Raw genomic sequence first — 25,630 nt, 5'->3', positions numbered from 1 at the left:
GGGCGGCTCGGCACCGGCCGGGCTGTGACGTCGGTCCCACCCGCCGGTGACGCGGCCCGGTCCGCGCGGTGGCCGGCCGGGCGCGCCGGTAGGGTGGCCCGGTTGTCATACGTAGCCGAGCCGTCAGGCTCCTCGCACGAGCCGCCCGACCCCCAACGGAGACCGTGACTACCACCGCCGGCACCAGCACTGCCTCGCACCACCTCTCCCCGGCGTTCCCCGGGCGCGCCCCCTGGGGCACCGCCAGCAAGCTCCGCGCCTGGCAGCAGGGCGCGATGGAGAAGTACATCCAGGAGCAGCCGCGGGACTTCCTGGCGGTCGCCACCCCCGGCGCCGGCAAGACGACCTTCGCCCTGACGCTGGCGTCCTGGCTGCTGCACCACCATGTCGTGCAGCAGGTCACCGTGGTGGCCCCGACCGAGCACCTGAAGAAGCAGTGGGCCGAGGCCGCCGCCCGCATAGGGATCAAGCTCGACCCGGAGTACAGCGCCGGGCCGCTCGGCCGGGAGTACCACGGCGTCGCCGTCACGTACGCGGGTGTCGGCGTGCGGCCCATGCTGCACCGCAACCGCGTGGAGCAGCGCAAGACCCTCGTCATCCTCGACGAGATCCACCACGCCGGTGACAGCAAGTCCTGGGGAGAGGCCTGTCTGGAGGCCTTCGAGCCGGCGACCCGCCGGCTGGCCCTGACCGGTACGCCGTTCCGGTCCGACACCAACCCCATCCCCTTCGTCACGTACGAGGAGGGCAACGACGGCATCCGCCGGTCGGCCGCCGACTACACCTACGGCTACGGCAACGCCCTCGCCGACAACGTCGTCCGGCCCGTCATCTTCCTCTCCTACAGCGGCAACATGCGCTGGCGCACCAAGGCCGGCGACGAGGTCGCGGCCCGGCTCGGCGAGCCCATGACCAAGGACGCCGTCAGCCAGGCCTGGCGGACCGCGCTCGACCCGCGCGGCGAGTGGATGCCGGCCGTGCTGCGCGCCGCCGACCAGCGCCTGACCGAGGTCCGGAAGGCCATCCCGGACGCGGGTGCGCTCGTCATCGCCTCCGACCAGGAATCGGCCCGCGCCTACGCCAAGCTGATCCGTGACATCACCGGCAGCAAGGCGACCCTCGTGCTGTCCGACGACTCCGGCGCCTCCGCGCGGATCGACGAGTTCAGCAACAACACCGACCGGTGGATGGTCGCGGTGCGGATGGTGTCCGAGGGCGTCGACGTGCCCCGGCTCGCGGTGGGCGTCTACGCCACGACCATCTCCACGCCGCTGTTCTTCGCGCAGGCCGTGGGCCGTTTCGTGCGCTCCCGGCGGCGCGGCGAGACGGCCTCGGTGTTCCTGCCGACCGTGCCCGACCTGCTCTCCTTCGCCAACGAGATGGAGCGCGAGCGCGACCACGTCCTCGACAAGCCCAAGAAGGAGGGTGAGGAGGACCCCTACGCCGAGTCCGAGAAGGAGATGGACGAGGCGAACAAGGAGCAGGACGAGGACACCGGCGAGCAGGACATGCTGCCCTTCGAGGCGCTGGAGTCCGACGCCGTCTTCGACCGGGTCATGTACAACGGCGCCGAGTTCGGCATGCAGGCCCACCCGGGCAGCGAGGAGGAGCAGGACTACCTCGGCATTCCGGGACTGCTGGAGCCCGACCAGGTCCAGCTGCTGCTGCAGAAGCGGCAGGCCCGGCAGATCGCGCACAGCCGCAAGAAGCCGGACGACGAGGCCGACCTGCTCGAACTGCCCGCCGAGCGGCGGCCCGTCGTCTCCCACAAGGAGATGATGGAGCTGCGACGGCAGCTCAACACCATGGTCGGCGCGTACGTCCACCAGAGCGGCAAGCCGCACGGCGTGATCCACACCGAGCTGCGGCGCGTGTGCGGCGGGCCCCCGGCGGCCGAGGCGACGGCGGGGCAGCTGCGGCAGCGGATCGCCAAGGTCCAGGAGTGGGCCACCCGCATGAAGTGACGGCCCGGGGAGGGCTCCACAACCTGGGGGGCGCGCATACCCCCGCAAACAGAGCACTCCACCCGGGGCCGTGCCCGGATTCTGGACGGAGCCTTCCGCTCAGCGAACCCCCTTCGCTACTGTCCCGCTACGCACACGCCCCGTGGCAGAGCCGCCGCGGAGCGCAGCCGTGAAGCGACGCGGCCCGGACAGGCCGGGCCGCCGGCCGATCGGCGGCCTCTGACGCGCGTCGCCGACGGGACTCGGTGACGCATCCGCCGGCCAGGGGGCCGCCGACCTCACCACTAAGGAGTGGGCGTCGTGACCGCGGAGACCTCCCAGACGCTCGACCGGGGACTGCGGGTCCTCAAGCTGCTCGCCGACACGGACCACGGACTGACCGTGACCGAGCTCTCGCTCCGCCTGGGCGTGAACCGGACCGTGGTGTACCGGTTGCTGGCCACGTTGGAGCAGCACGCGCTGATACGCCGTGACCTGGGCGGACGTGCCCGGGTCGGCCTCGGTGTGCTGCGTCTGGGGCGGCAGGTCCATCCGCTGGTCCGGGAGGCCGCGATGCCGGCGCTGCGGTCGCTGGCCGAGGACATCGGCGCGACGGCCCACCTGACCCTGGTCGACGGCGCCGACGCGCTCGCCGTGGCCGTGGTGGAGCCGACCTGGACGGACTACCACGTGGCGTACCGGGCCGGGTTCCGGCACCCGCTGGACCGGGGCGCCGCCGGCAAGGCCATCCTCGCGGCCCGGCAGCACCGCGGGTCGGACCCGGGATACACGCTCACCCACGGGGAGCTGGAGGCCGGAGCGTGCGGGGCGGCGGCCCCGCTGCTCGGCGTGACGGGGGTCGAGGGCAGCGTGGGCGTGGTGATGCTGGCCGACGTCGTGCCGGAGCGGGTCGGCCCGCGCGTGGTCGAAGCGGCCCGCGAGGTGGCGGAAGCCCTGCGCTGACGTCCGCCCCGGTCGCCCGGGCCCGACGGGCCGGGCCGGGGCCGTGCGCGGGCGGCACGACCTGCCCCGGGGCGTCCGCCCCGCCCGCGTTAGATTGATCCCGTGTTCTCTCGCCTCACGCGCCCCCGGGCCCTCGCCGTCTGCGCCCTGCCCGTCGTGGCCTTGCTCGCCACGGCCGTGTTCGCGCCGCTGCCGTTCTCGGTGGCGCAGCCGGGTGACACGGCGAACGTGCTCGGCGAGCACAAGGGCGCGCCGGTGATCACCATCTCGGGAGCACCGGCCAAGGACACCCGGGGCCAGCTGCTGATGACGACCATCGCCGCGACGTCACCGGACACCCGTGTCTTCCTCCCCGACGTCGTCGACAGCTGGTTCCGCACCGACGAGGCCGTCATGCCGCGCGACGCGCTCTACCCCAGCGGGGACACCGTCAAGGAGATCGAGCGGCACAACGAGAAGCAGATGAAGGAGTCCCAGGACGCGGCGACCCAGGCGGCGCTGGGCTACCTCGATCTCGACCCCGAGGACGTCAAGGTCAGCCTGAAGCTCGCCGACGTGGGCGGCCCCAGCGCGGGGCTGCTGTTCTCCCTCGGGATCATCGACAAGCTCGACGGCGACGGTGCGGGCGGTGACCTCACCGGCGGCCGGGTGATCGCCGGTACGGGCACGATCGACGCGGACGGCACGGTCGGCGCGGTGGGGGGCGTCGCCCTGAAGACGCAGGCGGCCAGGCGGGACGGCGCGACGGTGTTCCTGGTGCCGAAGGCGGAGTGCGCGGACGCGCGCGCCGAGCTGCCCAAGGGGCTGCGGCTGATCCCGGTCACGACCCTGAAGGGCACGGTGGACTCCCTGCTCGCTCTGGAGACGGGCAAGGGGTCCGTGCCGAGCTGTTAGTGCGCGGCGGCAGGCCGGGGATGGGTGGCGAGCTTCAGCCCGACCTCGACGAGGGTCCAGCCCAGACGTGTGCGCAGGCCGGGGCGGGGTGCCGGGCGGGGGCCCGCCTCGGCACGGAGTTCGGCAGCGCGGGCGTGGTGCAGGGCGAGGTGGATGTCGGGGTGCATGGGTGGTGGCCTCTCACAGCTTCGTCCGGGTGGGGAAGACGTGCGTGTGGACGCGCACTGTTTCGGCGTCCGGGGTGCCCTCGGCGAGAGGGCGGTAGCTCTGCACTAGCTCGTGCATCCTGCCGATCAGCTCACGGGCGAGTTCAGGAGTGAGCCGTAGGTTGAAGTCGCTCAGATCGGTGGCGCCGTCCCATCCCTCGGCCCAGTCGTTCGTGGTGCCGAGCCAGGTCGCCACCTCTCGGGTGTGCACGTTCGCCAGTTCGTAGCGGAACAGGGCGACGGCTCCGCGCACGGCCGGATCCGGATCCTTGATCAAGGTCTCGTCGAGCTGGACGCCTTGGTCCACCGCCTTCCACCATCGCTCGCGCCCCTTGCCGCGCTCGGGATCGTCAGCGACGAACCCGTGCGCGGCGAGCTGCCGCAAGTGGTAGCTGGTTGCGCCGCTCGACTCGCCCAGTTTCTGTGCCAGTTGCGAGGCGGTGGCTGGTCCGCCGCGTCGCAACGCGATCAGCAACTGCATCCGCAGCGGATGAGCCAGTCCCCGCAGGGAGCGGGCGTCGAGCTGCCGTACCTCGGGGTTCTGGGAGTCGGTCACGATGCAAAGGTAGCGTTGCAAAGGGACCCTTGCAAGGGTTCCTTTGCAACCGTCTCCGGGACCCTCGCCGCGACGGCCTAGCCCTCCTTGACGAACCCCTCCGCCACCAGCCAGTCCAGGGCCACCTCGTGCGGATCCTCCCCGTCCACGTCCACCTTCGCGTTGAGGTCCCGCGCCACGGCGTTGTTCAGCCGCGCCGTCACCGGGTTGAGGACGTCCGCGATCGCCGGCCACTCCTTCAGCGTCCTGGCGTTGATCATCGGGGCCGCGTTGTAGTTGGGGAAGAACTTGCGGTCGTCGTCCATCACGACCAGGTCCATCGACTTGATCCGCCCGTCCGTCGTGAACACCTCGCCGTACGGGCAAGTCCCCTTCGCCGTCTGCGTGTAGATGATCCCCGTGTCCATCTGCGTGACGTTCCGCGCCGGCAGGTCCATCCCGTACCGCTTCTGCATGCCCGGCAGTCCGTCCGCCCGGTTGGCGAACTCGACCTCCACGCACAGCCGCACGGCACCGGGGTCGGACTTCGCCAGCCTCGCCACGTCCGACATGGTCTTCGTGCCGTACTTCTCGGCGTTGCGCCGGTTCATCGCCAGCGCGTAGGTGTTGTCGAGGGTCGACGGCGGCAGCCAGGCCAGGCCGTTCGCCGCGTCCTCCTTCTTCACGGCCTCCCACTGCCGCTTCGGGTCGGCGATCGGCTCGCTGTGCCCGAGGTAGGTGATCCAGGCCGTGCCCGTGTACTCGTACCCGGCGTCCGCGTCGCCCTTGCGCACCGCCTCGCGGCTGCCGATGGAGCCCTGGATGCCCGTCCGGTCGAGCACCTCCGCCCCGGCCGCCTCCAGGGAGATCCCCATGATCGCGCCCAGGATCAGGCCCTCGGTGAACGACTTCGACGTCACCGTCAGGCTCGCGCCCCGCAGCGGCTCGCCCTGTCCGACCGACCCGGGCCGGACGTCGTCGGCCATGGGGGAGCCGCTGGTCAGGCCGCACCCGGAGGCCGCCGCCAGCAGCAGCACCGCCGACACCACCCGGCCCCTCATGCCCGCAGCCCCCGCGGCCGCAGCAGCAGTTCGGCGAGCGAGGCCAGCCAGTCCACCAGCAGCGCCAGGACGACCGTGAGGACCGACCCCAGCACCAGCACCGGCATGCGCTGGTTGGTGATCCCGGTCGTGATCAGCACGCCGAGGCCGCCGCCCCCGCCGAAGACCGCCAGGGTCGCCGTACCGACGTTGAGGACGAGGGCCGTGCGTACGCCCGCCAGGATCAGCGGGACGGCGAGGGGGAGTTCGACCCGGGTCAGCACGCCCATCGGGGACATGCCGATGCCGCGGCCGGCCTCCAGCAGGGTCGGGTCGTTCGCCTTCAGGCCCGCCATGGTGTTGGACAGCACCGGCAGGACGGCGTAGAGGATCATGCCGATCAGGGCGGCCCGGCGGCCGATGCCCACCCAGATCACCAGCAGGGCGAGCAGACCGATCGCCGGGGTCGCCTGGCCCGTGTTGGCGAAAGCCATCACCACCGGCGTGGCCCCGCGGAACCTCCCGCGGGTCAGCAGGATGCCCAGCGGGATCGCGATGACCAGCACGAAGAACGTGGAGATCGCGGTCAGCTGGATGTGCTGCCACAGCGCCTTGGACACCTGGCCGCCCGACAGGGCGTTCCGGGTGAGCGCGTCCAGATCGGCCTGCTCGAACCAGAGCCAGGTGGCGAGGCACACGGCGATCAGGCCGACGGGCAGGAAGGTCAGCTTCCGCCGGCCGACCCGGGCGGGCCGGCGCTCCGGCCGGAGCGGTCCGGGAACCGGCGCGGAGGTTTCGCCGACGGGCCCGGAGTCCGCCCCGGACCGCCCGGAGGTCTCCTCGGCCGCCGCGGCCCTCACCGCTCCCCTCCGCGGCCCACGCCCGTCACACCCCCGGCCCCCTCCTGCTCCGCCTGGGTCTGCGCGGCCCGCAGCGACTCCAGCTCGTGCTGGTGCTCCATCGCGTCGAGCCGGTCCGCCTCCAGCATCTCGTGCACCGAGTTCATGAGCGTCTCCATGTCGACCACGCCCGTGTACTCGCCGCGCCGCCCGGTCACCGCCACCCGCCCCGCGTTGTCGGTGAGCACCGCCTCCAGCGCGTCGCGCAGGGTCGCGTCCCGGGTGACCGTGTCGTGCACCAGCGTCCCGGCGCGGGCCAGGGAACCCCTGGCCCGCAGCAGGTCGCCGCGCCGCAGCCACTTGTAGGGGCGGCCCCGCCGGTCGAGCAGCAGGATCTCGTTGGTGCCGCCGGCCCGCAGCCGGTTGAGGATCTGCTGCAGCGGGTCGTCGACCGTGGCGGTCGGGTAGTCGGTGATCTCCACGTCCCGGACGCGGGTCAGGTTCAGCCGCTTCAGCGCCGCCCCGGCCCCCACGAACCCGGAGACGAAGTCGTCCGCCGGGTTGGTCAGGATCGCCTCGGGGGTGTCGAACTGGGCGATGTGCGAGCGCTCGCGCAGCACGGCGATGCGGTCGCCGAGCTTGATCGCCTCGTCGAAGTCATGGGTGACGAACACGATCGTCTTGCGCAGCTCGTGCTGGAGCCGGATCAGCTCGTCCTGGAGATGGTCCCGGGTGATCGGGTCCACCGCCCCGAACGGCTCGTCCATCAGCAGCACCGGGGGATCGGCCGCCAGCGCCCGGGCCACGCCCACGCGCTGCTGCTGACCGCCGGAGAGCTGGCGCGGATAACGGCCGTGGAACTCGCCGGGATCCAGGCCGACGAGGTCGAGCAGCTCCTCGGTGCGCTCCCTGATCCGGGCCTTCGGCCAGCCGATCATCTTCGGGACCAGGCCGATGTTCTGCGCGACCGTCATGTGCGGGAAGAGCCCGGCGGACTGGATCGCGTAGCCGACCTTGCGGCGCAGCCCGACCGGGTCGATGTCGGTGACGTCCTCGCCGCCCATGCGGATCCGGCCGCCGGACGGCTCGATCAGCCGGTTGATCATCCTGAGCGTGGTCGACTTCCCGCAGCCCGACGGGCCGACCAGGACGACGACCTCGCCCGCCTTGATCTCCATGCTCACGTTGTCCACGGCCGGCTGCGCGCTGCCGGGGAACCGCTTGGTCAGGTTCTCCAGCTCGATGGAGGCACCGTGGTGCCCGGTCTCAGGCACGGATCCCCCTGGGAATGGTCAGCCGCCCGATCAGCACGTACGCGGCGTCGAACAGCAGGGCGAGGACGATGATGCCGAGCGTGCCCGCGAGGACCTGGTTGAGCGCGTTGGCGCTGCCCAGCGAGGCGAGCCCGCGGAAGATGACGTTGCCCAGGCCCGGCCCGGAGGCGTACGCGGCGATGGCGGCGATGCCCATCAGCATCTGCGTCGCCACCCGGATCCCGGTCAGGATCGGCGGCCAGGCCAGCGGCAGCTCGACCCGCAGCAGCCGGGCCGGGCGGGACATGCCGATGCCGGTGGCCGCGTCCACCAGCGCCGGGTCGACGCCGCGCAGGCCGACGATCGCGTTGCGGACGACCGGCAGCAGGCCGTACAGGGTCAGCGCGATCACCGTCGGTGCCACGCCCAGGCCCACGACCGGGATCAGCAGGCCGATCAGGGCGAGCGCGGGCACGGTCAGGACGGTGGCGGTGGCCGTGGTCGCGAGGTTCCCGGCCCATTCGCTGCGATAGGTGGCGACGCCGATCAGCACCCCCAGCAGGGTCGCGACGACCATGCACTGGAAGACGGCGCTGGCGTGCTGGTAGGCGTCGGTGAGCAGTTGCTGGTGCCGGCCCGCCAGGTACTCCCAGAAGTTCACACGCGCTCACCCCATGACGTCAGGTCTCCTCCGCGGCCTGCTCCACGAGCGGGATGATCCGCAGCGGAACGGGGTTCTCCATGACGATCGCCGTGGAGGCCCGGACGATGCCATCAAAACCGACGACCCGGTCGATCACACGTTGGAGATCGGCGTTGGAGCGGGCCACCAGCCGGCACAGCATGTCCCCGCTGCCGGTGGTGGTGTGCAGCTCCAGCACCTCCGGCACGGTCGCCAAGTGGGCCCGTACGTCGGCGCCTTGCCCCTGCCGGATCTGGAGCGTGGCGAACGCCGTGACCGGATAGCCGAGCGCCGCCGGATCCACCTCGGGGCCGAATCCGCGGATGACTCCGTTCGACTGAAGCCGGTCCAGCCGTGCCTGCACGGTGCCCCGGGCCACGCCCAGCCGCCGGGACATCTCCAGCACCCCGATCCGCGGCTCCCGGGCGAGCAGCAGGATGATCCGGCCGTCCAGCTGATCGATCGCCACAGCAGCCTCCCGAGATGGTCATCCTGTACAGAAAGACCGATGCTTCCGCCGTATTGCTGAACAGATTGCCCAATCGAAACGCAAACTATTGCGCACCTTGCCGAGCAGGGAGACCCTGCGGCTATGACGCAGACCACACACCACACTCCCGACACCGCCCGGCAGGCCGACCCCTTCCCGGTCAAGGGAATGGACGCGGTCGTCTTCGCCGTGGGCAACGCCAAGCAGGCGGCGCACTACTACTCCACCGCCTTCGGCATGAAGCTGGTCGCCTACTCCGGACCGGAGAACGGCAGCCGCGAGACCGCGAGCTACGTCCTGGAGAACGGCTCCGCCCGCTTCGTCCTCACCTCGGTCATCAAGCCCACCACCGACTGGGGCCACTTCCTCGCCCGGCACGTGGCCGAGCACGGCGACGGCGTCGTCGACCTCGCCATCGAGGTGCCGGACGCGCGCGCCGCGTACGCCTACGCTCTGGAGCACGGCGCCCGCTCGGTCGCCGAGCCGTACGAGACGAAGGACGAGCACGGCACGGTCGTCCTCGCCGCGATCGCCACCTACGGCGAGACCCGCCACACCCTCGTCGAGCGCTCGGGCTACGACGGCCCGTACCTGCCGGGCTACGTCGCGGCCAAGCCGATCGTCGAGCCGCCCGCCCAGCGCACCTTCCAGGCGATCGACCACTGCGTCGGCAACGTCGAGCTCGGCCGCATGAACGAGTGGGTCGGCTTCTACAACAAGGTCATGGGCTTCACGAACATGAAGGAGTTCGTGGGCGACGACATCGCCACCGAGTACAGCGCCCTGATGTCCAAGGTCGTCGCGGACGGCACGCTCAAGGTGAAGTTCCCGATCAACGAGCCGGCCATCGCCAAGAAGAAGTCCCAGATCGACGAGTACCTGGAGTTCTACGGCGGCGCGGGGGTGCAGCACATCGCCCTCAACACCAACGACATCGTGCAGACGGTCCGCACGATGCGCGCGGCCGGCGTGGAGTTCCTCAACACGCCCGACTCCTACTACGACACGCTGGGGGAGTGGGTCGGCGAGACGCGCGTGCCGATCGACACCCTGCGCGAGCTGAAGATCCTCGCCGACCGCGACGAGGACGGCTACCTGCTGCAGATCTTCACCAAGCCGGTCCAGGACCGTCCGACGGTCTTCTTCGAGATCATCGAACGGCACGGCTCCATGGGCTTCGGCAAGGGCAACTTCAAGGCCCTGTTCGAGGCGATCGAGCGCGAGCAGGCCCGCCGCGGCAACCTGTAGCCCGACGGCGCGTCCCGGGTGTGCGGGTGTCACGGGGCACCCGCACGCCCCGGACAGGCGAAGGCCGCCCCCGGCGGGGTTCACACCGCTCGCCCCGGGTGCGAACCTGTGATCATGAGCCGTATCGAAGCGCCTCCCGACGACAGGACCGGCAACCTCGTCGACCTGCTGCTCGGCGGCCTGCCCGCCGACGCGGTGCTCACCGACCCCGACATCACGGCCTCCTACGCCCACGACATGGCGAGCTTCTGCCCGGCCGGCACCCCCGCCGTCGTCGTGCTGCCCCGGACGGCCGAACAGGTCCAGCACGTGATGCGCACGGCCACCGCCCTGCGGGTCCCGGTCGTCCCGCAGGGCGCCCGCACCGGCCTGTCCGGCGCCGCCAACGCCTCCGACGGCTGCATCGTGCTCTCCCTGACGAAGATGGACCGGATCCTGGAGATCAACCCGGTCGACCGCATCGCCGTCGTCGAACCCGGCGTCGTCAACGCCGCCCTGTCCCGGGCCGTCGGCGAACACGGCCTGTACTACCCGCCGGACCCCTCCAGCTGGGAGATGTGCACCATCGGCGGCAACATCGGCACCGCCTCCGGCGGCCTGTGCTGCGTGAAGTACGGGGTCACCGCCGAGTACGTCCTCGGGCTCGACGTGGTCCTCGCCGACGGACGGCTCATGTCCACCGGCCGCCGCACCGCCAAGGGCGTCGCCGGCTACGACCTGACCCGGCTGTTCGTCGGCTCCGAGGGCTCGCTCGGCATCGTGGTGCGGGCCGTGCTCGGGCTGCGGCCCAAGCCGCCCCAGCAGCTCGTCCTGGCCGCCGAGTTCGCCTCCGCGGCCGCCGCCTGCGACGCCGTGTGCCGCGTCATGGAGGGCGGCCACGTCCCGTCACTCCTCGAACTCATGGACCGGACCACGGTCAAGGCCGTCAACGACCTGGCGCAGATGAGCCTGCCCGAGACCACCGAGGCCCTGCTCCTGGCCGCCTTCGACACCACCGCGCCCGCATCCGACCTCGCCGCCGTCGGCGCGCTGTGCGAGGCCGCCGGCGCCACCCAGGTCGTCCCCGCCGACGACGCCGCCGAGTCCGAACTGCTCCTCCAGGCACGCCGGCTGTCCCTCACCGCGCTGGAGGCGGTCAAGGGCGTCACGATGATCGACGACGTGTGCGTGCCGCGCTCCCGGCTCGCCGAGATGCTCGACGGCGTCGACCGCATCGCCGAGAAGTACCGGCTCACCATCGGCGTCGTCGCCCACGCGGGCGACGGCAACACCCATCCGACGGTCTGCTTCGACCCGGCCGACGCCGACGAGTCGCGCCGCGCCCGCGAGTCCTTCGACGAGATCATGGCCCTCGGTCTGGAACTCGGCGGCACCATCACCGGCGAACACGGCGTCGGCGTCCTGAAGAAGGAGTGGCTGGCGCGCGAGATCGGCCCCGTCGGGATGGAGATGCAGCGGGCCGTGAAGCAGGCCTTCGACCCGCTGGGCATCCTCAACCCCGGCAAGCTGTTCTGACGCCGTCGCCTCACTGGGCGAGCAACTGGTCCAGCTCGTCGTCGAGCCCCAGCTGTTCGCCCTCCGTCCCCGGCGGCACCACCCGCAGCGTCCGCTCCAGCCACGCCGACACCTGCGCCGCCGGGGCCTCCAGCAGAGCGTCCCCGTCGGGCGAGCTCAGCGCCATCAGCACCACGCTGCGCCCCTCCGTCTTCGTCGGCCACACCCGCACGTCCCCCTGCCCGCAGGGCCGGAAGACGCCCTCCACGAGCAGGTCCCGGGCGAACGTCCAGTACACCGGGTGCGCGCAGTCGGTGTGGAAGGTGACGTGGACGGCGTACGGGTCGTCGGTGAGGTACCCCAGCCGCGCCGGCACCGGGATCCTGCGCTCCGGCGACAGGACGAGATGCAGCTCCAGTTCGCGCTCCACCACGGTCCGCATGGCGGTGTTCCCTTCTTCTGACGGCTGCCCCTGAGGGCCGGTCAGCAGGAGAGAGCAGGCCGGGGCCGCGGCATTACGCGCGTTGCCGGAAGTTTTTTCGCAGAGGGACACCCCGGGGCGGCGCCGTGCGTAGCACATCGGTGCTCGAAAGGGGCGGGTCCGGTGGGAGCGGCGGTGGGGCTTGCCCTCGTCTGATAGATGTGGAGGCCCCCATTTGGCCCCCGAGCAGATACGGGACGACGGACATGAGCGCCCCAACCCCGGCCCCCGGTGACGACAGGCCCCGCGAAGGGTATTACCCGGACCCGTCCATTCCTGGATACGTCCGGTACTGGAACGGCGCCTCCTGGGTGCCGGGCACCAGCCGTCCGGCGCCCAAGGACGGCGAGTCGCTCGCGCCGCCGCCCGGTGCGGGCGCGGCGCCCGCCGCCTCGGTCGAGGAGACCGGGCCGCACTTCTTCGACGAGGACCCGGTCGACGAGCCCGCCCCCGCCGACGCCCAGCACGGCAGCCGTCCCGAACCGGCCTCCGCCTGGGGCGCGGACCGCTCCCGCCAGTCCGGCTTCGGCGGCGACCAGGACCGCCGCGTGTCGTGGGGAGCGCCGCAGGGAGCACAGGGAGCGCAGGGAGCGCAGGGAACACCCCGGCAGGCGGCTGCGCAGCCCGGGGCCCAGCAGTCCGGTGCCCAGCAGTCCGGGACCCGGCAGGGCGCCGACCCGAGGGTGCCGCGCGGCGACGGCCGGCCGGCGGGCGAGTCCCCGCGCGCCGACGGCACGGCGTCGATCCCGCCGGCCGGCCGTGAGGCCGGCGCGGCGGCCTCCGGCAGCACGTTCGTCTTCCGCCGCCCGTCGGGCAAGCCCGGGGAAGGGGCCGCCGCCGAGGTCCCCGACGAGGGCACGATGACGTTCCGGGCGGTCCCGCCGCGCTCGGGCGGCCCCCGGGGCGGCGCGGCGGGCACGAGCGGCAACACCGGGGCGCGGGGCGCCGGTTCACCCGGTGCCGCCGGTTCCCCGGCTTCTCCGCCGGCTCAGGGCTCCGCCGATGCGTCCGGCCCGGCCGGTTCTCCGGGCTCGGCACCGGGCAGGGGCCAGACCGGGCCGGGCTTCGGTGCTCCGGCCGGTTCCCCGGGCGCGTCCGGCGGTTCGGCCCCGGCCGCCTTCGGCGGCGCTCCCGCGCCGGGCGGTGCTTCGGCGGGGCCCGCCTTCGGCGGCCCGGCCGCTCCCGCTCCCTCGGGCGGTAACTCCGGTTTCGGCGGTCCCGCCGGCGCGGCCGGTCCAGCACCCGCTCCGGCGGGGCCCGCCTTCCGCGGGCAGGGCGGTGCGGCCGGTGTCGCCGACGGGGAGAACCGGCCCGGCTTCGCAGCCGGCAAGGCCGCCGCCGCCCGGGCCGCCGCAGCGCAGGCAGCGGCCGGGCCCCTGGGCGCGCAGGCCCCCGCCGCCGGTGCCACGGCACTGCCGGGACCCCAGGCGGCTTCCACGGTCCCCCCGCAGCCCGGCGGTTCCCCGTCCGGCCCGGGCGCCTCCGCGGCCACCCCCCTCAGCCCCGGCCCCGGTGGCGGTCAGTCCTCCTGGGCGCAGCAGGTGCACCGGCTCGCCGGAGCCGGCGGGGGCGACGAGCAGCCCGTCGCGCCCTGGAAGCCGCCGGTCGAGGACGTGTTCCAGGCGGCCGCCCGGCGCCAGGCCTCGGCCCGCCCCGCCGGGCTCGGCAAGCGGCTGGCCGCCCGTCTCGTGGACACGGTCGTGCTCCTGGGCCTGACCGCCGGGGCCGCCGTCCCGCTCGGCATGAGGGCCGTCGACCACGTCAACGAGAAGATCGACGCGGCCAGGCTCTCCGGGGAGACCGTCACGGTGTGGCTGCTCGACGGCACGACCTCGGTCCACCTCGGCATCATCCTGGTCGTGCTGCTGCTCGCCGGTGTGCTGAGCGAGGTGCTGCCCACCGCCAAGTGGGGACGCACGCTCGGCAAGAAGCTGATGGGCCTGGACGTGCGGGACATCGAGGGCCACGACACCCCGGAGTTCGGCGCGGCCCTGCGCCGCTGGCTGGTCTACAGCGTGCCCGGCCTCCTCGTCGTCGGGGTCGTCGGCATCGCCTGGTGCCTCTTCGACAAGCCGTGGCGCCAGTGCTGGCACGACAAGGCCGCGCACACGTTCGTGGCGGGCTGAGCTCCCCCGGACGGCCGTCTGCCGGATGCGGAGCCCGGGGGTTCGCGGTCGACTCGGGCCATGAGCAGTGAACCGCCCCCCGGCTCCGGTCAGCAGCCCCCGGAAGACGACCCGTTCAGGAAGCGGCCTCCGGGTGAGCCGCCACGCGAGGGCACGGGCTCCCCGTACGGCAACGAACCCCCGCCGTACCCGGGAAGCGGCGCCGGAAGCGGCCCGGGCGGCGGCGCGGACGGCTTCGGCGGCGGCCCACCAGGGGGCGGTCCACCCGGTGGCGGTCCCTACGGCGGCGGTCCCTACGGCGGGGGCCCACCCGGTGGCGGTCCCTACGGAGGTGACCCCTACGGCGGCGGTTCCTCCCCCTCCGACCCCCTCGCCGGCATGCCCCCGCTCGCCGACAGCGGCAAGCGCACGCTCGCCCGCATCATCGACATGATCCTGGTCGGTGTCGTCGTCTGGCTGCTCACCTGGAGCTTCGGCGTCAGCGAGTACGACGTCGACAGCGACCGCATCGAGATGGGCAACTCGTTCTGGCAGTCGGCGGTCGCCGCCGTGCTCTACATCGCCTACGACACCGCCCTGACCGCCAGGACCGGCCAGACCCTCGGCAAGAAACTGCTGCACCTGCGCGTGGCCAACCTCGACAACGGCGCCACGCCCTCCGTGCAGACCGCGCTGGCGCGCGCGGCCGTGCTGTGGATCCCGTTCGCCTTCTGCTGTGCCTGCGTCTGGACGGCGATCTCCGGCGGCTGGAGCTTCTTCGACCGTCCCTACAAGCAGGGCCTGCACGACAAGGCGGCCAAAACGGTCGTGGTCAGCACCACTTGAGGCACGTAGGCGTCACGTCCTGAAGAAAACCGAGCACCGGGCTCAGGAAGCCGCCCGCTCCCGCACCGGTTCCGGTGCCGACGCGGCGACCGGGGCCCGTACCGGCTCCGCGGGCGCGGGCTGCTCGACCGCCGCTGAACGCCTGCCGGGCAGCGGCACCGTCATGGCGACCAGGAGCCCGAGGGCGAGCGCCGCGACGGCGATGAGCGCGATCCCGGCACCCGAACTCGCCTGCGACAGCAGCAGCATGGCGAGGGTCGAGAAGATCACGGTGCTCGCACCGTAGGCGAGCTGTGCGGCGGTCGGACGGGGCATGGCCATCATGTCCTCGAAAGTGGGGGTCCACGGGGGCGTCGGCCTGGCATTCCGCCGGCTTCCGGGCGTTCCGCCAAGAGACTCTATTCGGCAGGCTGCCCGAGCGGAACGAGCGGTAAGCGTGACCTGACCAACAAGGGCGGTGCACGGGGGGCGCACGGAGTCATGGCGTCCACGAAGTGGACATATGCACGCGCCTGCCGCCGGGCGGGGCAACCGTTTGGTTGTCCGTAAAACGAACGTCGACTCCGCATAGTGCACTTGACTTGTCCAAGTCAAGGTCTGTCTTTTCTGCCAAACCTCTAGTCAAATGTCGTCACTTGACTACACGCGTTGATCACGCGCGCGCGGACCCGCACCTGACCAGGGACCCCTTCCTTCCGCGCGCACGCACGCGGGGGAGGAACTCAAGTGACCAGTAGACCCTGGACGTTCAGAGCGGCCGCCATCGGTGTGGCGCTCGCGGCGGCCACCGCCACCGCCTCGACGTACGCGGTGGCGGACGACACCTCCGCCCCCCGGTCCACCACCGTGGACCGGCACGACCCGGCGGACCGTCACCACGACGAGCACGACCTCGCAGGCCCCCTCAGCAAGACGCAGGAGGCGCAGCGCCAGGAGGCCCTGGAGCAGGTCATCTCCGGCGAGACCAAGGTCAAGGACCGCGAGGGCTCGAAGGTCGTCCAGCTCAAGAGCAAGAAGGGCGACAGCAAGTACGTCGAGCTCGGCCGCGAGAAGACCGACAAGATCTTCACGATCCTGGTCGAGTTCGGCGACAAGACCGACCCGCGCTACGGCGGCACCGCCGGCCCGCTGCACAACCAGATACCCAAGCCGGACCGCAAGAAGGACAACTCCACCGCCTGGCGGGCCGACTACGACCGGGACTACTTCCAGGACCTGTACTTCGGCTCCGGCGAGGGCGTCGACTCGGTCAAGACCTACTACGAGAAGCAGTCCTCGGGTCGCTACTCGGTCGAGGGCGAGGTCTCGGACTGGGTCAAGGTCCCCTACAACGAGGCCCGTTACGGCAACAACGCCTGCGGCCAGACCAACTGCTCCAGCGTGTGGAACGTCGTCAGCGACGGCCTGGACGCCTGGGTCTCCCAGCAGAAGGCAGCGGGGAGGACCGACGCCCAGATCAAGGCGGACGTCGCACGGTTCGACGAGTGGGACCGCTACGACTTCGACGGCGACGGCGACTTCAACGAGCCCGACGGCTACATCGACCACTTCCAGATCGTGCACGCCGGCGAGGACGAGTCCGCGGGCGGCGGCGCGCAGGGCACGGACGCGATCTGGGCCCACCGCTGGTACGCATTCGGCACCGACGCCGGCGCCACCGGCCCCGAGAACAACAAGCTCGGCGGCGCGAAGATCGGCGACACCGGCATCTGGGTCGGCGACTACACCGTCCAGCCGGAGAACGGCGGACTGGGCGTCTACGCCCACGAGTACGGCCACGACCTCGGCCTGCCCGACCACTACGACACCGCGGGCGGCGAGAACTCCACCGGTTTCTGGACGCTGATGTCGTCCGGTTCCTGGCTGGGCACCGGCAAGAACGAGATCGGTGACCTGCCCGGCGACATGACCGCCTGGGACAAGCTCCAGCTGGGCTGGCTGAACTACGACCGCGCCAAGGCGGGCGTCGACTCCTGGCACAAGCTGGGCGTCGCCGAGTACAACACCAAGCACAAGCAGGCGCTGGTCGTCGACCTGCCCAAGAAGGCGGTCACCACCGAACTCGTCACCCCCGCCGAGGGCAAGACCCAGTGGTGGAGCGGCAGCGGTGACAACCTCAAGAACACGCTGACGCGTTCGGTCGACCTCACCGGCAAGGCGAAGGCCCAGCTGACCCTGGACGGCTGGTACGACATCGAGGCCGAGTACGACTACCTCTACACCGAGGTCTCGACCGACGGCGGCGCCAACTGGACCGCCCTCGACGGCACGGTGGACGGCCAGCCGATCCCCCGCGACGGCGGTGACAAGCCGGCCCTGACCGGCACGGTCGACGGCTACAAGAAGCTCGCCTTCTCGCTGGACGCCTACGCCGGCAAGAAGATCGACCTGCGCTTCCGCTACCAGACCGACGGCGGCGTGGCCCAGAAGGGCTTCACGGCCGACGCGATCACGGTGACCGCCGACGGCGCGCCCGTCTTCACGGACAACGCCGAGAGCGCGGACGAGGCGTGGAAGGCCACCGGCTTCTCCCGCATCGGCGCGTCCTTCACCAAGGACTACGCGCAGTACTACATCGCCGAGAACCGGCAGTACGTGTCGTACGACAAGACCCTCAAGGTCGGCCCGTACAACTTCGGCTTCACCGAGCGCCCGGACTGGGTCGAGCACTACGCGTACCAGAACGGCCTGCTGATCTGGAAGTGGGACACCTCCCAGGCGGACAACAACACCAGCCAGCACCGGGGCACCGGTCTGGTCCTGCCGGTCGACTCCCACCCGACCGCGCTGAAGTGGGCCGACGGCACGCTGATGCGCAACCGCATCCAGTCCTACGACTCGCCTTTCAGCCTCTACCGCACCGACGGCATGACGCTGCACAAGGCGGACGTGGCGAAGTACATCCCGGGCTCGAAGGGTGTGTCGGTCTTCAACGACCGGACGAACGACTACTACGACGAGTCGAACCCGACGGCGGGTGTCAAGATCACTGACACCAACACGAAGATCAAGATCCTCAAGGAGGCCAAGGACGGCTCGACGATCGAGCTGGAGGTCGGCCCCGCGGGTAGGTAATCCGCATCCTTGCAGGTCAGAACATGATCGGCGGTGACCCACTGGCGGGTCACCGCCGATCCGTGTTTAGGTGCGTCCTGTGGCTCGCTTATTGACACCGACCGACACGGGGGTATGACCACATGGCCGCAGGAGGCTTCTGCAAGTTGCCGAACGGCACGGTGGTGGTGGCGCTGAATCTGCCCAGCCCCGCCGCCGACGGCCCCGGCGCCGTCCGGGTGCTCGTCCACTCCGTGAACCGGGCGCGGGCCCTGACCAGGCTCCGCAACCTCGGTCTGCGCTCGGTGTACCTGCGCGGCAACGCCGCCCCGCCGACCCCCGACGAGATCACGGCGGTCCTGCACCATCCCGACGGACTGATATGGCGCACGGCCCCTGACAACGGTGTCGTGGGCGGCCCGGACCTGGTCCAGGAGTTGTGGCGCCCGATCAGGTCCCTGCTGCGGCGCCCCTCGGCCCAGACCTGACCGCCAGGCCCGCCGGGGCTACTGGACGACCGGCTTGCCGGTGAGCTCCACGCCCGCTTCCCGCAGCTCCTCCAGGGCCCGCTCGGTGGTCTCCGCGGCCACGCCCGCGGTGAGGTCGAGCAGGACCTGGGTGCGGAAACCCTCCTTCGCGGCGTCCAGGGCCGTGGCGCGCACGCAGTGGTCCGTGGCGATGCCGACCACGTCGACCTCGGTGACCTCGCGGGAGCGCAGCCAGTCGGCCAGGGTGGTGCCGTTCTCGTCGGTCCCCTCGAAGCCGCTGTAGGCCGCCGCGTACGCCCCCTTGTCGAAGACGGCGTCGATGGCCCCGGAGGCGACCGCGGGGGCGAAGTTCGGGTGGAAGCCGACGCCCTCCGTGCCGGCGACGCAGTGCGCCGGCCAGGAGCGGACGTAGTCGGGGCTGGCGGAGAAGTGGCCGCCGGGCGCGATGTGGTGGTCGCGGGTGGCCACCACGTGCTGGTAGCCGGACCCGCTGGCCTGGCCGATCAGCTCGGTGACGGCGGCGGCCACGTCGGCGCCGCCGGACACGGCGAGGCTGCCCCCCTCGCAGAAGTCGTTCTGCACGTCTACGACGATCAAGGCGCGGCGCATGGTCGGTGTCCTTCGGCTATGGGGTCGGCGAGCCCGGCCGGTGCACTGCCGAGCCTACGAACAAGTGAGCGGGGTCGGGAGGGGGCGCGGGTCGGCGCATCGCGGCACACCGCCATTAGCTACCCGAGCCCTCGTGCAGGTACTCCGTCGGAATGACCGGCTCCCCCCGGGAGAGCTGGGTGGCCGACATCGGGAGCCCCGCGCGCGCCGCCGTGTGCCGGTCCCGCGCCGCGTCCAGCGGCTCGCGCGCCACCACCTCGCCGCCCTTGACCAGCTCCACCAGCAGCTGCCGGTCCGCGAGCGCGGCCGGCACCCGCCCGGTGCCGATCACCTCGGCCTCGGCGATCCCGTGGGAGTCGAGCCGCCGGGCGGCCCACTTGCGCCCGCCCACCGACGTCTTGCCGCCGCTGGACTTCTTCGCCACCGGCACCAGCGGTGCCTTCGGGTCCGCCGACTCCGCCCGCGCGACCAGCTTGTAGACCATCGACGAGGTGGGGTGCCCGGAGCCGGTCACCAGCTGGGTGCCGACGCCGTAGGCGTCCACGGGCGCCGCCGCCAGCGAGGCGATGGCGTACTCGTCCAGGTCGGAGGTGACGACGATCTTGGTGTCGGTCGCGCCCAGCTCGTCCAGCTGCCGGCGCACCCGGTGCGCGACCAGCAGCAGGTCGCCGGAGTCGATCCGCACGGCCCCGAGCCCGGTCCCGGCGACCTCCACGGCCGTCCGGACCGCCTCGTCGACGTCGTAGGTGTCCACCAGCAGCGTGGTGCCCCGGCCCAGCGTCTCCACCTGGGCCCGGAAGGCGTCCCGCTCACTGTCGTGCAGCAGCGTGAAGGCGTGTGCGGAGGTGCCGACGGTGGGGATGCCGTAGCGGAAGCCGGCGGCCAGGTCGGAGGTGGTCGAGAAGCCGCCGACGTACGCGGCCCGGGAGGCCGCCACCGCCGCCAGCTCGTGGGTGCGCCGGGCGCCCATCTCGATCAGCGGCCGGTCGCCGGCCGCCGCCGACATGCGCGAGGCGGCCGCGGCGATCGCCGAGTCGTGGTTGAGGATCGACAGGATCACCGTCTCCAGCAGCACGCACTCGGCGAAGGTGCCCTCCACCCGCATGATCGGCGAGCCGGGGAAGTACACCTCGCCCTCGGGGTAGCCCCAGATGTCGCCGCTGAAGCGGTAGCCGGCGAGCCACTCCAGGGTCTGCTCGTCGACGATGCCGCGCTCGCGCAGGAAGCCCAGGACGCCCGGGTCGAAGCGGAAGTTCTCCACCGCGTCCAGCACCCGCCCGGTGCCCGCCACGACGCCGTAGCGGCGCCCGTCCGGCAGTCGCCGGGTGAAGACCTCGAACACGCTCCGCCGCTCGGCCGTGCCCGAGGCGAGAGCGGCCCGCAGCATCGTCAGCTCGTACTGGTCCGTGAAGAGCGCCGTCGAGGGAACATCCACCGGCAGCCCAAGGTCCGCTGTGTTCATGGTGAGGAGCGTACCCCCATTTCGTCAATCTGACGATTGCGGTCCCGGAGGACGCGATCGCCTCCCGGCCAGGCCCGTTTGTGCGACTACCCCCCTCGGGTGGCAGCATGGGCAGTGTGACGTCACCCGCGCCCCTGGAGATCGAACGCACCGAGTCGGCGGAGGAGGTCTTCGCCGTACCCGAGCCCGACGTCCCCTGGGTCACCATCGTGCACAACGACCCGGTCAACCTCATGAGCTACGTGACGTACGTCTTCCAGACGTACTTCGGCTACTCCAAGGACAAGGCCACCAAGCTCATGCTCGACGTCCACCACAAGGGCCGGGCGGTCGTCTCCAGCGGCACCCGCGAGGAGATGGAACGCGACGTGCAGGCCATGCACGGCTACGGCCTGTGGGCCACCCTCCAGCAGGACCGCAAGTAGCCCGCACCCGCCCAGCAGCGAAAAGGCGTTCATGCCCGGAACCTTCGAACCGCTCCCCGGCGGCGGCGCGGCCGTCGCCCTCGACGACGTCGAGATCTCCATCATCCGGTCGCTGGCCGTCCAGCTCCTGGAGCTCATCGGCCCCGGCCCCGCCGAGGACGCCTCCGGCGACCCGCTCGCCGAGCTGTTCGCCGAGGGCCCGAGCGAGCCGCCCGCCGACCCGGTGCTCCGGCGCCTGTTCCCGGACGCCTACAGCGACCCCGAGCGGCCCGCCTCGGCGCAGGACGCCGAGGAGCAGCGCGCCTACTCGGCCGAGTTCCGCCGCTACACCGAGAACGACCTGCGGGCCGGCAAGCGGGACAACGCCCTCGCGGTGGTCCGCTCCCTGGACGCGCTCGCCTCGACCTCGGCCGGCGAGGGCGGAGCGGTGCTGAAGCTGTCGGTGGAGGAGTCCCGGCGGTGGCTGGGCGCGCTGAACGACCTGCGGCTCGCGATCGGCTCCCGGCTGGAGATCGCCGAGGAGGAGGACACCGACCTCCTCTACCGCCTCCCGGACGACGACCCGCGCAAGCCGATGGTGATGGCCTACTTGTGGCTCGGCGGACTCCAGGAGACGCTGGTCGGAACGCTGATGCCCTGATCCGTGCGGGTTTCGTGATCCTCCGGCGACCATGCGGTGTTCGCTCAGAGGACACTCAAATCCGGATAACGATCCCGTCACCGCGCCCGCCGCCTATGGCGGTCCAGGTGACGCTTTGTCCTCTTTTGCTTGTGCGGTGCGCCACACCGCCGTGCGGCGATCAGTTCGACGGCCGTGATAAATCTTCACGATCGCCCGGCGGGACACCACCCGAATGTCCGGCCGGGTGCGCCACCGAGCCGGCAACCGCCGGCCAGGCACGACTCCAGCAATCCGGGGGGATCGAAACCCGATCCGAGGCCGACGAGAGGCCCGGGTCGGCATGGAGAAAGGCGCACCACACATGACCTCTGCGCAGGTCGACACGGAAAACGTGCCCGAGGAGGGCTACGAGCGGGGCCTGGGCAGTCGCCAGGTCCAGATGATCGCGATCGGCGGCGCCATCGGCGTCGGCCTGTTCATGGGTGCCGGAGCGAACATCGCCAAGGCGGGACCCAGCATCATCCTCATGTACGCCCTCGCGGGCGTCGTGATCTTCTTCATCATGCGGGCCCTGGGCGAACTGCTCCTCTACCGGCCCGTCTCCGGCTCCTTCGCCGAGTACGCGCGCGAGTTCCTCGGCCCGTTCTTCGGGTTCGTCACGGGCTGGACGTACTGGCTCATGTGGGTGGTCACCGGCATGGCCGAGCTCACGGCCGCCGCCATCTACATCCACTTCTGGTTCCCGGAGATCCCGCAGTGGGTCAGCGCCCTGGTGTTCCTGGTGGTGCTCTTCGGCGTCAACCTGATCTCGGTCAAGATCTTCGGCGAGGTCGAGTTCTGGTTCTCGATGATCAAGGTCACGGCCATCATCGGCATGATCGTCATCGGCCTCGGCGTGCTCACCCTCGGCTTCTCCGACGCCGGTGACACCGCCACCGTCTCCAACCTCTGGGCGCACGACGGCTTCTTCCCGAACGGCATCGGCTCCAGCCTGATGACGCTCCAGGGCGTCATGTTCGCCTACCTCGCCGTCGAGCTCGTCGGCGTCACCGCGGGCGAGTCCGAGAACCCCGAGAAGACCCTGCCCAAGGCCATCAACACCCTGCCCTGGCGCATCATCGTCTTCTACGTCGGCGCCCTGCTGGTGATCCTCTCCGTCGTCAAGTGGACCGAGTTCTCCGCCGGCGAGAGCCCCTTCGTGCACGCCTTCGGCAAGATCGGAATCCCGCTCGCCGCGGGCATCGTCAACTTCGTGGTGCTCACCGCGGCCCTGTCGTCCTGCAACTCGGGCATGTACTCCACCGGCCGCATGCTGCGCGACCTGGCCTCCAACAGCGAGGCGCCGCAGGCCTTCGGCAAGCTCAACGCCCGCAAGACGCCCGCCGTCGGCATCACCGTCTCCGTGGCCCTCATGGGCATCGGCGTGGTCCTGAACTACGTGGTCCCGGAGAAGGCGTTCCTCTACGTCACCTCCGTCGCCACCGCGGCCGGCATCTGGACCTGGATGATGATCCTCGTCAGCCACATCCGCTACCGCGCCGCGGTCGACGCGGGCCGGCTGCGCGCCTCGTCCTTCCCCGCCCCCGGCGGAGCCCTGTTCAGCTGGGTCGCGCTCCTCTTCCTCATCGGCGTGACCTGCATGATCGCCTACGACAAGGACGCGCGGATCTGCCTGTACGTCGCGGCCGGCTGGGCCGTCGCCCTCGGCGCCGGCTGGGCGGTCCTCAAGCGCCGCAACCCGCAGATCGCCGAGCGCCGCGACGACGCGGAGTTCGAGAAGGTCGGCTGACCAGCCAGGACGTCCAGCCGCGGGGAGTTCTCGTGGTACTCCCCGCGGCTGCCGCTCAGGGCGTCCGGCATGTGGGCCGTTCCGTACCATCCCTCGGTACGGAACGGCCCTTCTGCTTATCCTGACGCACATGCTGACCATCACCCAGGACCTGGTCGACCGGATCGTCGCGCACGCGCGCAAGGACCACCCCGACGAGGCGTGCGGCGTCGTCGCCGGACCGGCCGGCTCGGACCGACCCGAGCGCTTCATCCCCATGCTGAACGCGGCCATGTCGCCCACGTTCTACGAGTTCGACTCCGGCGACCTGCTCAGGCTCTACCGCGAGATGGACGACCGCGACGAGGAACCGGTGGTCATCTACCACTCCCACACGGCCACCGAGGCCTACCCCTCGCGCACCGACATCTCCTACGCCAACGAGCCCGGCGCGCACTACGTCCTGGTCTCCACCGCCGACACCGACGGGGCCGGCGAGTTCCAGTTCCGTTCCTTCCGGATCGTCGAGGGCGAGGTCACCGAGGAGGAGGTCCGGATCGTCGAGGCGTACTGAGCCAGGCCTGAGCTCGGACGCAGCGCAGGAATCTCGACATGCGGATGAATAACGTCCGAAGTGTGGGATCACACTCCGGGGGCCCGGCCGGGAATCGATACGATGAGCCCATGGTTTTCCACGACGTGAGCGAAAAGACGCCGGGCGATCTGCTCGTGGCGCGGCTGCACGTCGACCTGTGCAGGCTCGCCAGCGCCATCTGTTGACGCAGCACCCTGCCGCCGTACGGCCGTGAGCCGCGGCGAAACGCTCCACCTGCGTACGACCACGCAAGCCCGCGCCGCCGCGCGCCACCACCCGACGACACCTTCCGACAGGAGCCCTGAGCCATGGCCATCGAGGTCCGCATCCCGACCATCCTCCGCACCTACACCGACGGCCAGAAGGCGGTGGAGGGCACCGGGGACACCCTCGCCGACCTGTTCAACGACCTCGAGACCCGGCATGCGGGCATCCAGGCCCGCATCGTGGACGGCGACCAGCTGCGCCGCTTCGTCAACGTGTACCTGAACGACGAGGACGTGCGCTTCCTCGACGGCATCAACACCAAGCTGTCGGACGGCGACAACGTCACGATCCTGCCGGCCGTGGCCGGCGGCATGGTCTGATCACCGATGCGCTACGACTCACCCCTGGCCGCGGTGGGCAACACCCCCTTGGTGCGCCTGCCGCGGCTGTCGCCGTCCCCCGACGTCCGCATCTGGGCGAAGCTGGAGGACCGCAACCCGACCGGCTCGGTCAAGGACCGTCCCGCCCTGCACATGATCGAGCAGGCGGAGAAGGACGGCCGGCTCACCCCCGGCTGCACGATCCTGGAGCCGACCTCGGGCAACACCGGCATCTCCCTGGCCATGGCGGCGAAGCTCAAGGGCTACCGCATCGTCTGCGTGATGCCCGAGAACACCTCGCAGGAACGCCGTGACCTGCTGGCCATGTGGGGCGCCGAGATCATCTCCTCCCCGGCCGCGGGAGGCTCCAACACCGCCGTGCGCGTCGCCAAGGAGCTCTCAGCCGAGCACCCGGACTGGGTGATGCTCTACCAGTACGGCAACCCGGACAACGCGGGCGCCCACTACGCGACCACCGGCCCCGAGATCCTCGCCGACCTGCCGTCCGTCACGCACTTCGTGGCCGGCCTCGGCACCACCGGCACGCTCATGGGCGTCGGCCGCTACCTGCGCGAGCACAAGCCCGGCGTGCAGATCGTCGCGGCCGAACCGCGCTACGACGACCTGGTCTACGGCCTGCGCAACCTCGACGAGGGGTTCGTGCCGGAGCTGTACGACGCGTCGGTGCTCACCACGCGCTTCTCGGTCGGCTCGGCGGACGCGGTGACGCGCACCCGCGAGCTGCTCCAGCAGGAGGGCATCTTCGCCGGCGTCTCCACGGGCGCCGCGCTGCACGCCGCGATCGGCGTGGGCCGCAAGGCAGTCAAGGCGGGCGAGCCGGCCGACATCGTCTTCGTCGTCGCCGACGGAGGCTGGAAGTACCTCTCCACCGGCGTCTACACGGCCGCCACCACGGAGGAGGCCATCGAGACGCTCCAGGGACAGCTCTGGGCGTAGCCGACGGCACGGACACACCGAGGGGCTGGGGTCGCGACTCCGGC

The 25,630-nt window shown here is 71.3% G+C and carries 27 protein-coding genes; 16 read left to right on the top strand and 11 right to left on the bottom strand.

Annotation, left to right across the window (positions count from 1 at the left end; translation table 11 throughout):
- Positions 1-164 precede the first annotated feature (164 nt).
- The 3 genes from ACF07N_RS14195 to ACF07N_RS14185 all read left to right on the top strand — a co-directional run bounded on the left by ACF07N_RS14195 (position 165) and on the right by ACF07N_RS14185 (position 3,800).
- Positions 165-1,964, top strand: a complete 1,800-nt coding sequence (locus ACF07N_RS14195; protein ID WP_392112203.1) for a DEAD/DEAH box helicase — start codon at positions 165-167, stop codon at positions 1,962-1,964.
- A gap of 300 nt (positions 1,965-2,264) precedes the next feature.
- Positions 2,265-2,906: an IclR family transcriptional regulator gene (locus tag ACF07N_RS14190; RefSeq protein ID WP_383339474.1), complete on the top strand. Its 642-nt coding sequence runs from the start codon at positions 2,265-2,267 to the stop codon at positions 2,904-2,906.
- Positions 2,907-3,008: 102 nt separating this feature from the next.
- Positions 3,009-3,800: a S16 family serine protease gene (locus tag ACF07N_RS14185; RefSeq protein ID WP_383339477.1), complete on the top strand. Its 792-nt coding sequence runs from the start codon at positions 3,009-3,011 to the stop codon at positions 3,798-3,800.
- Here ACF07N_RS14185 and ACF07N_RS14180 read toward each other — a convergent pair.
- The 7 genes from ACF07N_RS14180 to ACF07N_RS14150 all read right to left on the bottom strand — a co-directional run bounded on the left by ACF07N_RS14180 (position 3,797) and on the right by ACF07N_RS14150 (position 8,824).
- Positions 3,797-3,967 carry a hypothetical protein gene (locus ACF07N_RS14180; RefSeq protein WP_392112200.1) on the bottom strand — a complete coding sequence of 57 codons (171 nt, stop codon included), beginning with the start codon at positions 3,965-3,967 and terminating at the stop codon, positions 3,797-3,799. The genes ACF07N_RS14185 and ACF07N_RS14180 overlap by 4 nt on opposite strands.
- 13 nt (positions 3,968-3,980) lie before the next feature.
- Positions 3,981-4,562, bottom strand: coding sequence for an ArsR/SmtB family transcription factor (locus ACF07N_RS14175; protein WP_392112197.1), 582 nt, complete (start codon positions 4,560-4,562; stop codon positions 3,981-3,983).
- Positions 4,563-4,639: 77 nt separating this feature from the next.
- Entirely contained in the window at positions 4,640-5,602 is a 963-nt protein-coding gene (locus ACF07N_RS14170) for a glycine betaine ABC transporter substrate-binding protein (protein WP_392112194.1), read from the bottom strand.
- Positions 5,599-6,441: an ABC transporter permease gene (locus ACF07N_RS14165; RefSeq protein WP_392112191.1), complete on the bottom strand. Its 843-nt coding sequence runs from the start codon at positions 6,439-6,441 to the stop codon at positions 5,599-5,601. The genes ACF07N_RS14170 and ACF07N_RS14165 overlap by 4 nt, the downstream gene beginning before the upstream one ends.
- Positions 6,438-7,694, bottom strand: a complete 1,257-nt coding sequence (locus tag ACF07N_RS14160) for a betaine/proline/choline family ABC transporter ATP-binding protein (RefSeq protein WP_392112188.1) — start codon at positions 7,692-7,694, stop codon at positions 6,438-6,440. Before ACF07N_RS14160 ends, ACF07N_RS14165 begins: the two co-directional genes overlap by 4 nt.
- Positions 7,687-8,334 carry an ABC transporter permease gene (locus tag ACF07N_RS14155; RefSeq protein ID WP_383339491.1) on the bottom strand — a complete coding sequence of 216 codons (648 nt, stop codon included), beginning with the start codon at positions 8,332-8,334 and terminating at the stop codon, positions 7,687-7,689. Before ACF07N_RS14155 ends, ACF07N_RS14160 begins: the two co-directional genes overlap by 8 nt.
- Before the next feature lie 19 nt (positions 8,335-8,353).
- Positions 8,354-8,824, bottom strand: a complete 471-nt coding sequence (locus tag ACF07N_RS14150; protein WP_392112184.1) for an Lrp/AsnC family transcriptional regulator — start codon at positions 8,822-8,824, stop codon at positions 8,354-8,356.
- Positions 8,825-8,947: 123 nt separating this feature from the next.
- Between ACF07N_RS14150 and hppD the strand changes: the two genes are divergently transcribed.
- Together hppD and ACF07N_RS14140 are read left to right on the top strand one after the other, a co-directional pair.
- Entirely contained in the window at positions 8,948-10,093 is a 1,146-nt protein-coding gene (gene hppD / locus ACF07N_RS14145) for a 4-hydroxyphenylpyruvate dioxygenase (RefSeq protein WP_383339496.1), read from the top strand.
- A gap of 108 nt (positions 10,094-10,201) precedes the next feature.
- The gene (locus tag ACF07N_RS14140; RefSeq protein WP_392112181.1) at positions 10,202-11,608 is read left to right on the top strand and encodes an FAD-binding oxidoreductase; all 1,407 of its coding nucleotides are present in this window, start codon (positions 10,202-10,204) and stop codon (positions 11,606-11,608) included.
- A gap of 10 nt (positions 11,609-11,618) precedes the next feature.
- Here ACF07N_RS14140 and ACF07N_RS14135 read toward each other — a convergent pair whose 3' ends face one another.
- Complete coding sequence (locus ACF07N_RS14135) at positions 11,619-12,029, bottom strand: SsgA family sporulation/cell division regulator (RefSeq protein ID WP_383328563.1); 411 nt, start codon at positions 12,027-12,029, stop codon at positions 11,619-11,621.
- Positions 12,030-12,274: 245 nt separating this feature from the next.
- Between ACF07N_RS14135 and ACF07N_RS14130 the strand changes: the two genes are divergently transcribed.
- Both ACF07N_RS14130 and ACF07N_RS14125 read left to right on the top strand, forming a co-directional pair.
- Positions 12,275-14,194 carry an RDD family protein gene (locus tag ACF07N_RS14130; RefSeq protein WP_392112178.1) on the top strand — a complete coding sequence of 640 codons (1,920 nt, stop codon included), beginning with the start codon at positions 12,275-12,277 and terminating at the stop codon, positions 14,192-14,194.
- 60 nt (positions 14,195-14,254) lie between these two features.
- The gene (locus tag ACF07N_RS14125) at positions 14,255-15,019 is read left to right on the top strand and encodes an RDD family protein (RefSeq protein ID WP_392112175.1); all 765 of its coding nucleotides are present in this window, start codon (positions 14,255-14,257) and stop codon (positions 15,017-15,019) included.
- A gap of 42 nt (positions 15,020-15,061) precedes the next feature.
- Here ACF07N_RS14125 and ACF07N_RS14120 read toward each other — a convergent pair whose 3' ends face one another.
- Entirely contained in the window at positions 15,062-15,340 is a 279-nt protein-coding gene (locus ACF07N_RS14120; RefSeq protein WP_392112422.1) for a hypothetical protein, read from the bottom strand.
- Positions 15,341-15,745: 405 nt separating this feature from the next.
- On the opposite strand from ACF07N_RS14120, the gene ACF07N_RS14115 reads away from it, so the two are divergent.
- Together ACF07N_RS14115 and ACF07N_RS14110 are read left to right on the top strand one after the other, a co-directional pair.
- Positions 15,746-18,094 (top strand): immune inhibitor A domain-containing protein, encoded by a 2,349-nt coding sequence (locus tag ACF07N_RS14115; RefSeq protein ID WP_392112172.1) that lies wholly within the window; start codon positions 15,746-15,748, stop codon positions 18,092-18,094.
- Positions 18,095-18,216: 122 nt separating this feature from the next.
- Complete coding sequence (locus ACF07N_RS14110) at positions 18,217-18,561, top strand: hypothetical protein (RefSeq protein WP_383328552.1); 345 nt, start codon at positions 18,217-18,219, stop codon at positions 18,559-18,561.
- 18 nt (positions 18,562-18,579) lie between these two features.
- On the opposite strand, the gene ACF07N_RS14105 is transcribed toward ACF07N_RS14110, so the two are convergent.
- Positions 18,580-19,170, bottom strand: a complete 591-nt coding sequence (locus tag ACF07N_RS14105; RefSeq protein WP_392112169.1) for a nicotinamidase — start codon at positions 19,168-19,170, stop codon at positions 18,580-18,582.
- Between the two features lie 115 nt (positions 19,171-19,285).
- A complete protein-coding gene (locus ACF07N_RS14100) occupies positions 19,286-20,632 on the bottom strand; it encodes a nicotinate phosphoribosyltransferase (RefSeq protein WP_392112166.1) in 1,347 nt (448 codons plus the stop codon).
- 107 nt (positions 20,633-20,739) lie between these two features.
- On the opposite strand from ACF07N_RS14100, the gene clpS reads away from it, so the two are divergent.
- The 7 genes from clpS (at position 20,740) to ACF07N_RS14065 (ending at position 25,586) form a co-directional block, all read left to right on the top strand.
- The gene (gene clpS, locus ACF07N_RS14095; RefSeq protein ID WP_137301422.1) at positions 20,740-21,057 is read left to right on the top strand and encodes an ATP-dependent Clp protease adapter ClpS; all 318 of its coding nucleotides are present in this window, start codon (positions 20,740-20,742) and stop codon (positions 21,055-21,057) included.
- Between the two features lie 31 nt (positions 21,058-21,088).
- Positions 21,089-21,697, top strand: a complete 609-nt coding sequence (locus tag ACF07N_RS14090; RefSeq protein WP_392112163.1) for a DUF2017 domain-containing protein — start codon at positions 21,089-21,091, stop codon at positions 21,695-21,697.
- 343 nt (positions 21,698-22,040) lie between these two features.
- Positions 22,041-23,468, top strand: a complete 1,428-nt coding sequence (locus ACF07N_RS14085; RefSeq protein ID WP_383328540.1) for an amino acid permease — start codon at positions 22,041-22,043, stop codon at positions 23,466-23,468.
- A gap of 130 nt (positions 23,469-23,598) precedes the next feature.
- Positions 23,599-24,021, top strand: coding sequence for a Mov34/MPN/PAD-1 family protein (locus ACF07N_RS14080; RefSeq protein ID WP_383328537.1), 423 nt, complete (start codon positions 23,599-23,601; stop codon positions 24,019-24,021).
- 110 nt (positions 24,022-24,131) lie between these two features.
- Complete coding sequence (locus ACF07N_RS14075) at positions 24,132-24,227, top strand: putative leader peptide (RefSeq protein WP_311688247.1); 96 nt, start codon at positions 24,132-24,134, stop codon at positions 24,225-24,227.
- 123 nt (positions 24,228-24,350) lie between these two features.
- Complete coding sequence (locus ACF07N_RS14070) at positions 24,351-24,629, top strand: MoaD/ThiS family protein (RefSeq protein WP_383328533.1); 279 nt, start codon at positions 24,351-24,353, stop codon at positions 24,627-24,629.
- 6 nt (positions 24,630-24,635) lie between these two features.
- Complete coding sequence (locus ACF07N_RS14065; RefSeq protein ID WP_383328530.1) at positions 24,636-25,586, top strand: PLP-dependent cysteine synthase family protein; 951 nt, start codon at positions 24,636-24,638, stop codon at positions 25,584-25,586.
- Positions 25,587-25,630 lie beyond the last annotated feature (44 nt).

The sequence above is a fragment of the Streptomyces sp. NPDC015242 genome, from assembly GCF_043079125.1.
In the GTDB taxonomy this organism is placed as follows: Bacteria; Actinomycetota; Actinomycetes; order Streptomycetales; family Streptomycetaceae; genus Streptomyces.
This window is presented reverse-complemented; position numbering and strand designations above follow the sequence as displayed.

Coding starts and splice junctions, on each gene's coding strand:
- ACF07N_RS14180 (WP_392112200.1), bottom strand. CDS start 3,967: ATGCACCCCGACATCCACCTCGCCCTGCACCACGCCCGCGCTGCCGAA.
- ACF07N_RS14090 (WP_392112163.1), top strand. CDS start 21,089: ATGCCCGGAACCTTCGAACCGCTCCCCGGCGGCGGCGCGGCCGTCGCC.
- ACF07N_RS14105 (WP_392112169.1), bottom strand. CDS start 19,170: ATGCGCCGCGCCTTGATCGTCGTAGACGTGCAGAACGACTTCTGCGAG.
- ACF07N_RS14130 (WP_392112178.1), top strand. CDS start 12,275: ATGAGCGCCCCAACCCCGGCCCCCGGTGACGACAGGCCCCGCGAAGGG.
- ACF07N_RS14120 (WP_392112422.1), bottom strand. CDS start 15,340: ATGGCCATGCCCCGTCCGACCGCCGCACAGCTCGCCTACGGTGCGAGC.
- ACF07N_RS14125 (WP_392112175.1), top strand. CDS start 14,255: ATGAGCAGTGAACCGCCCCCCGGCTCCGGTCAGCAGCCCCCGGAAGAC.
- hppD (WP_383339496.1), top strand. CDS start 8,948: ATGACGCAGACCACACACCACACTCCCGACACCGCCCGGCAGGCCGAC.
- ACF07N_RS14100 (WP_392112166.1), bottom strand. CDS start 20,632: ATGAACACAGCGGACCTTGGGCTGCCGGTGGATGTTCCCTCGACGGCG.
- ACF07N_RS14085 (WP_383328540.1), top strand. CDS start 22,041: ATGACCTCTGCGCAGGTCGACACGGAAAACGTGCCCGAGGAGGGCTAC.
- ACF07N_RS14075 (WP_311688247.1), top strand. CDS start 24,132: ATGGTTTTCCACGACGTGAGCGAAAAGACGCCGGGCGATCTGCTCGTG.
- clpS (WP_137301422.1), top strand. CDS start 20,740: ATGGGCAGTGTGACGTCACCCGCGCCCCTGGAGATCGAACGCACCGAG.
- ACF07N_RS14110 (WP_383328552.1), top strand. CDS start 18,217: ATGGCCGCAGGAGGCTTCTGCAAGTTGCCGAACGGCACGGTGGTGGTG.
- ACF07N_RS14065 (WP_383328530.1), top strand. CDS start 24,636: ATGCGCTACGACTCACCCCTGGCCGCGGTGGGCAACACCCCCTTGGTG.
- ACF07N_RS14070 (WP_383328533.1), top strand. CDS start 24,351: ATGGCCATCGAGGTCCGCATCCCGACCATCCTCCGCACCTACACCGAC.
- ACF07N_RS14080 (WP_383328537.1), top strand. CDS start 23,599: ATGCTGACCATCACCCAGGACCTGGTCGACCGGATCGTCGCGCACGCG.
- ACF07N_RS14135 (WP_383328563.1), bottom strand. CDS start 12,029: ATGCGGACCGTGGTGGAGCGCGAACTGGAGCTGCATCTCGTCCTGTCG.
- ACF07N_RS14170 (WP_392112194.1), bottom strand. CDS start 5,602: ATGAGGGGCCGGGTGGTGTCGGCGGTGCTGCTGCTGGCGGCGGCCTCC.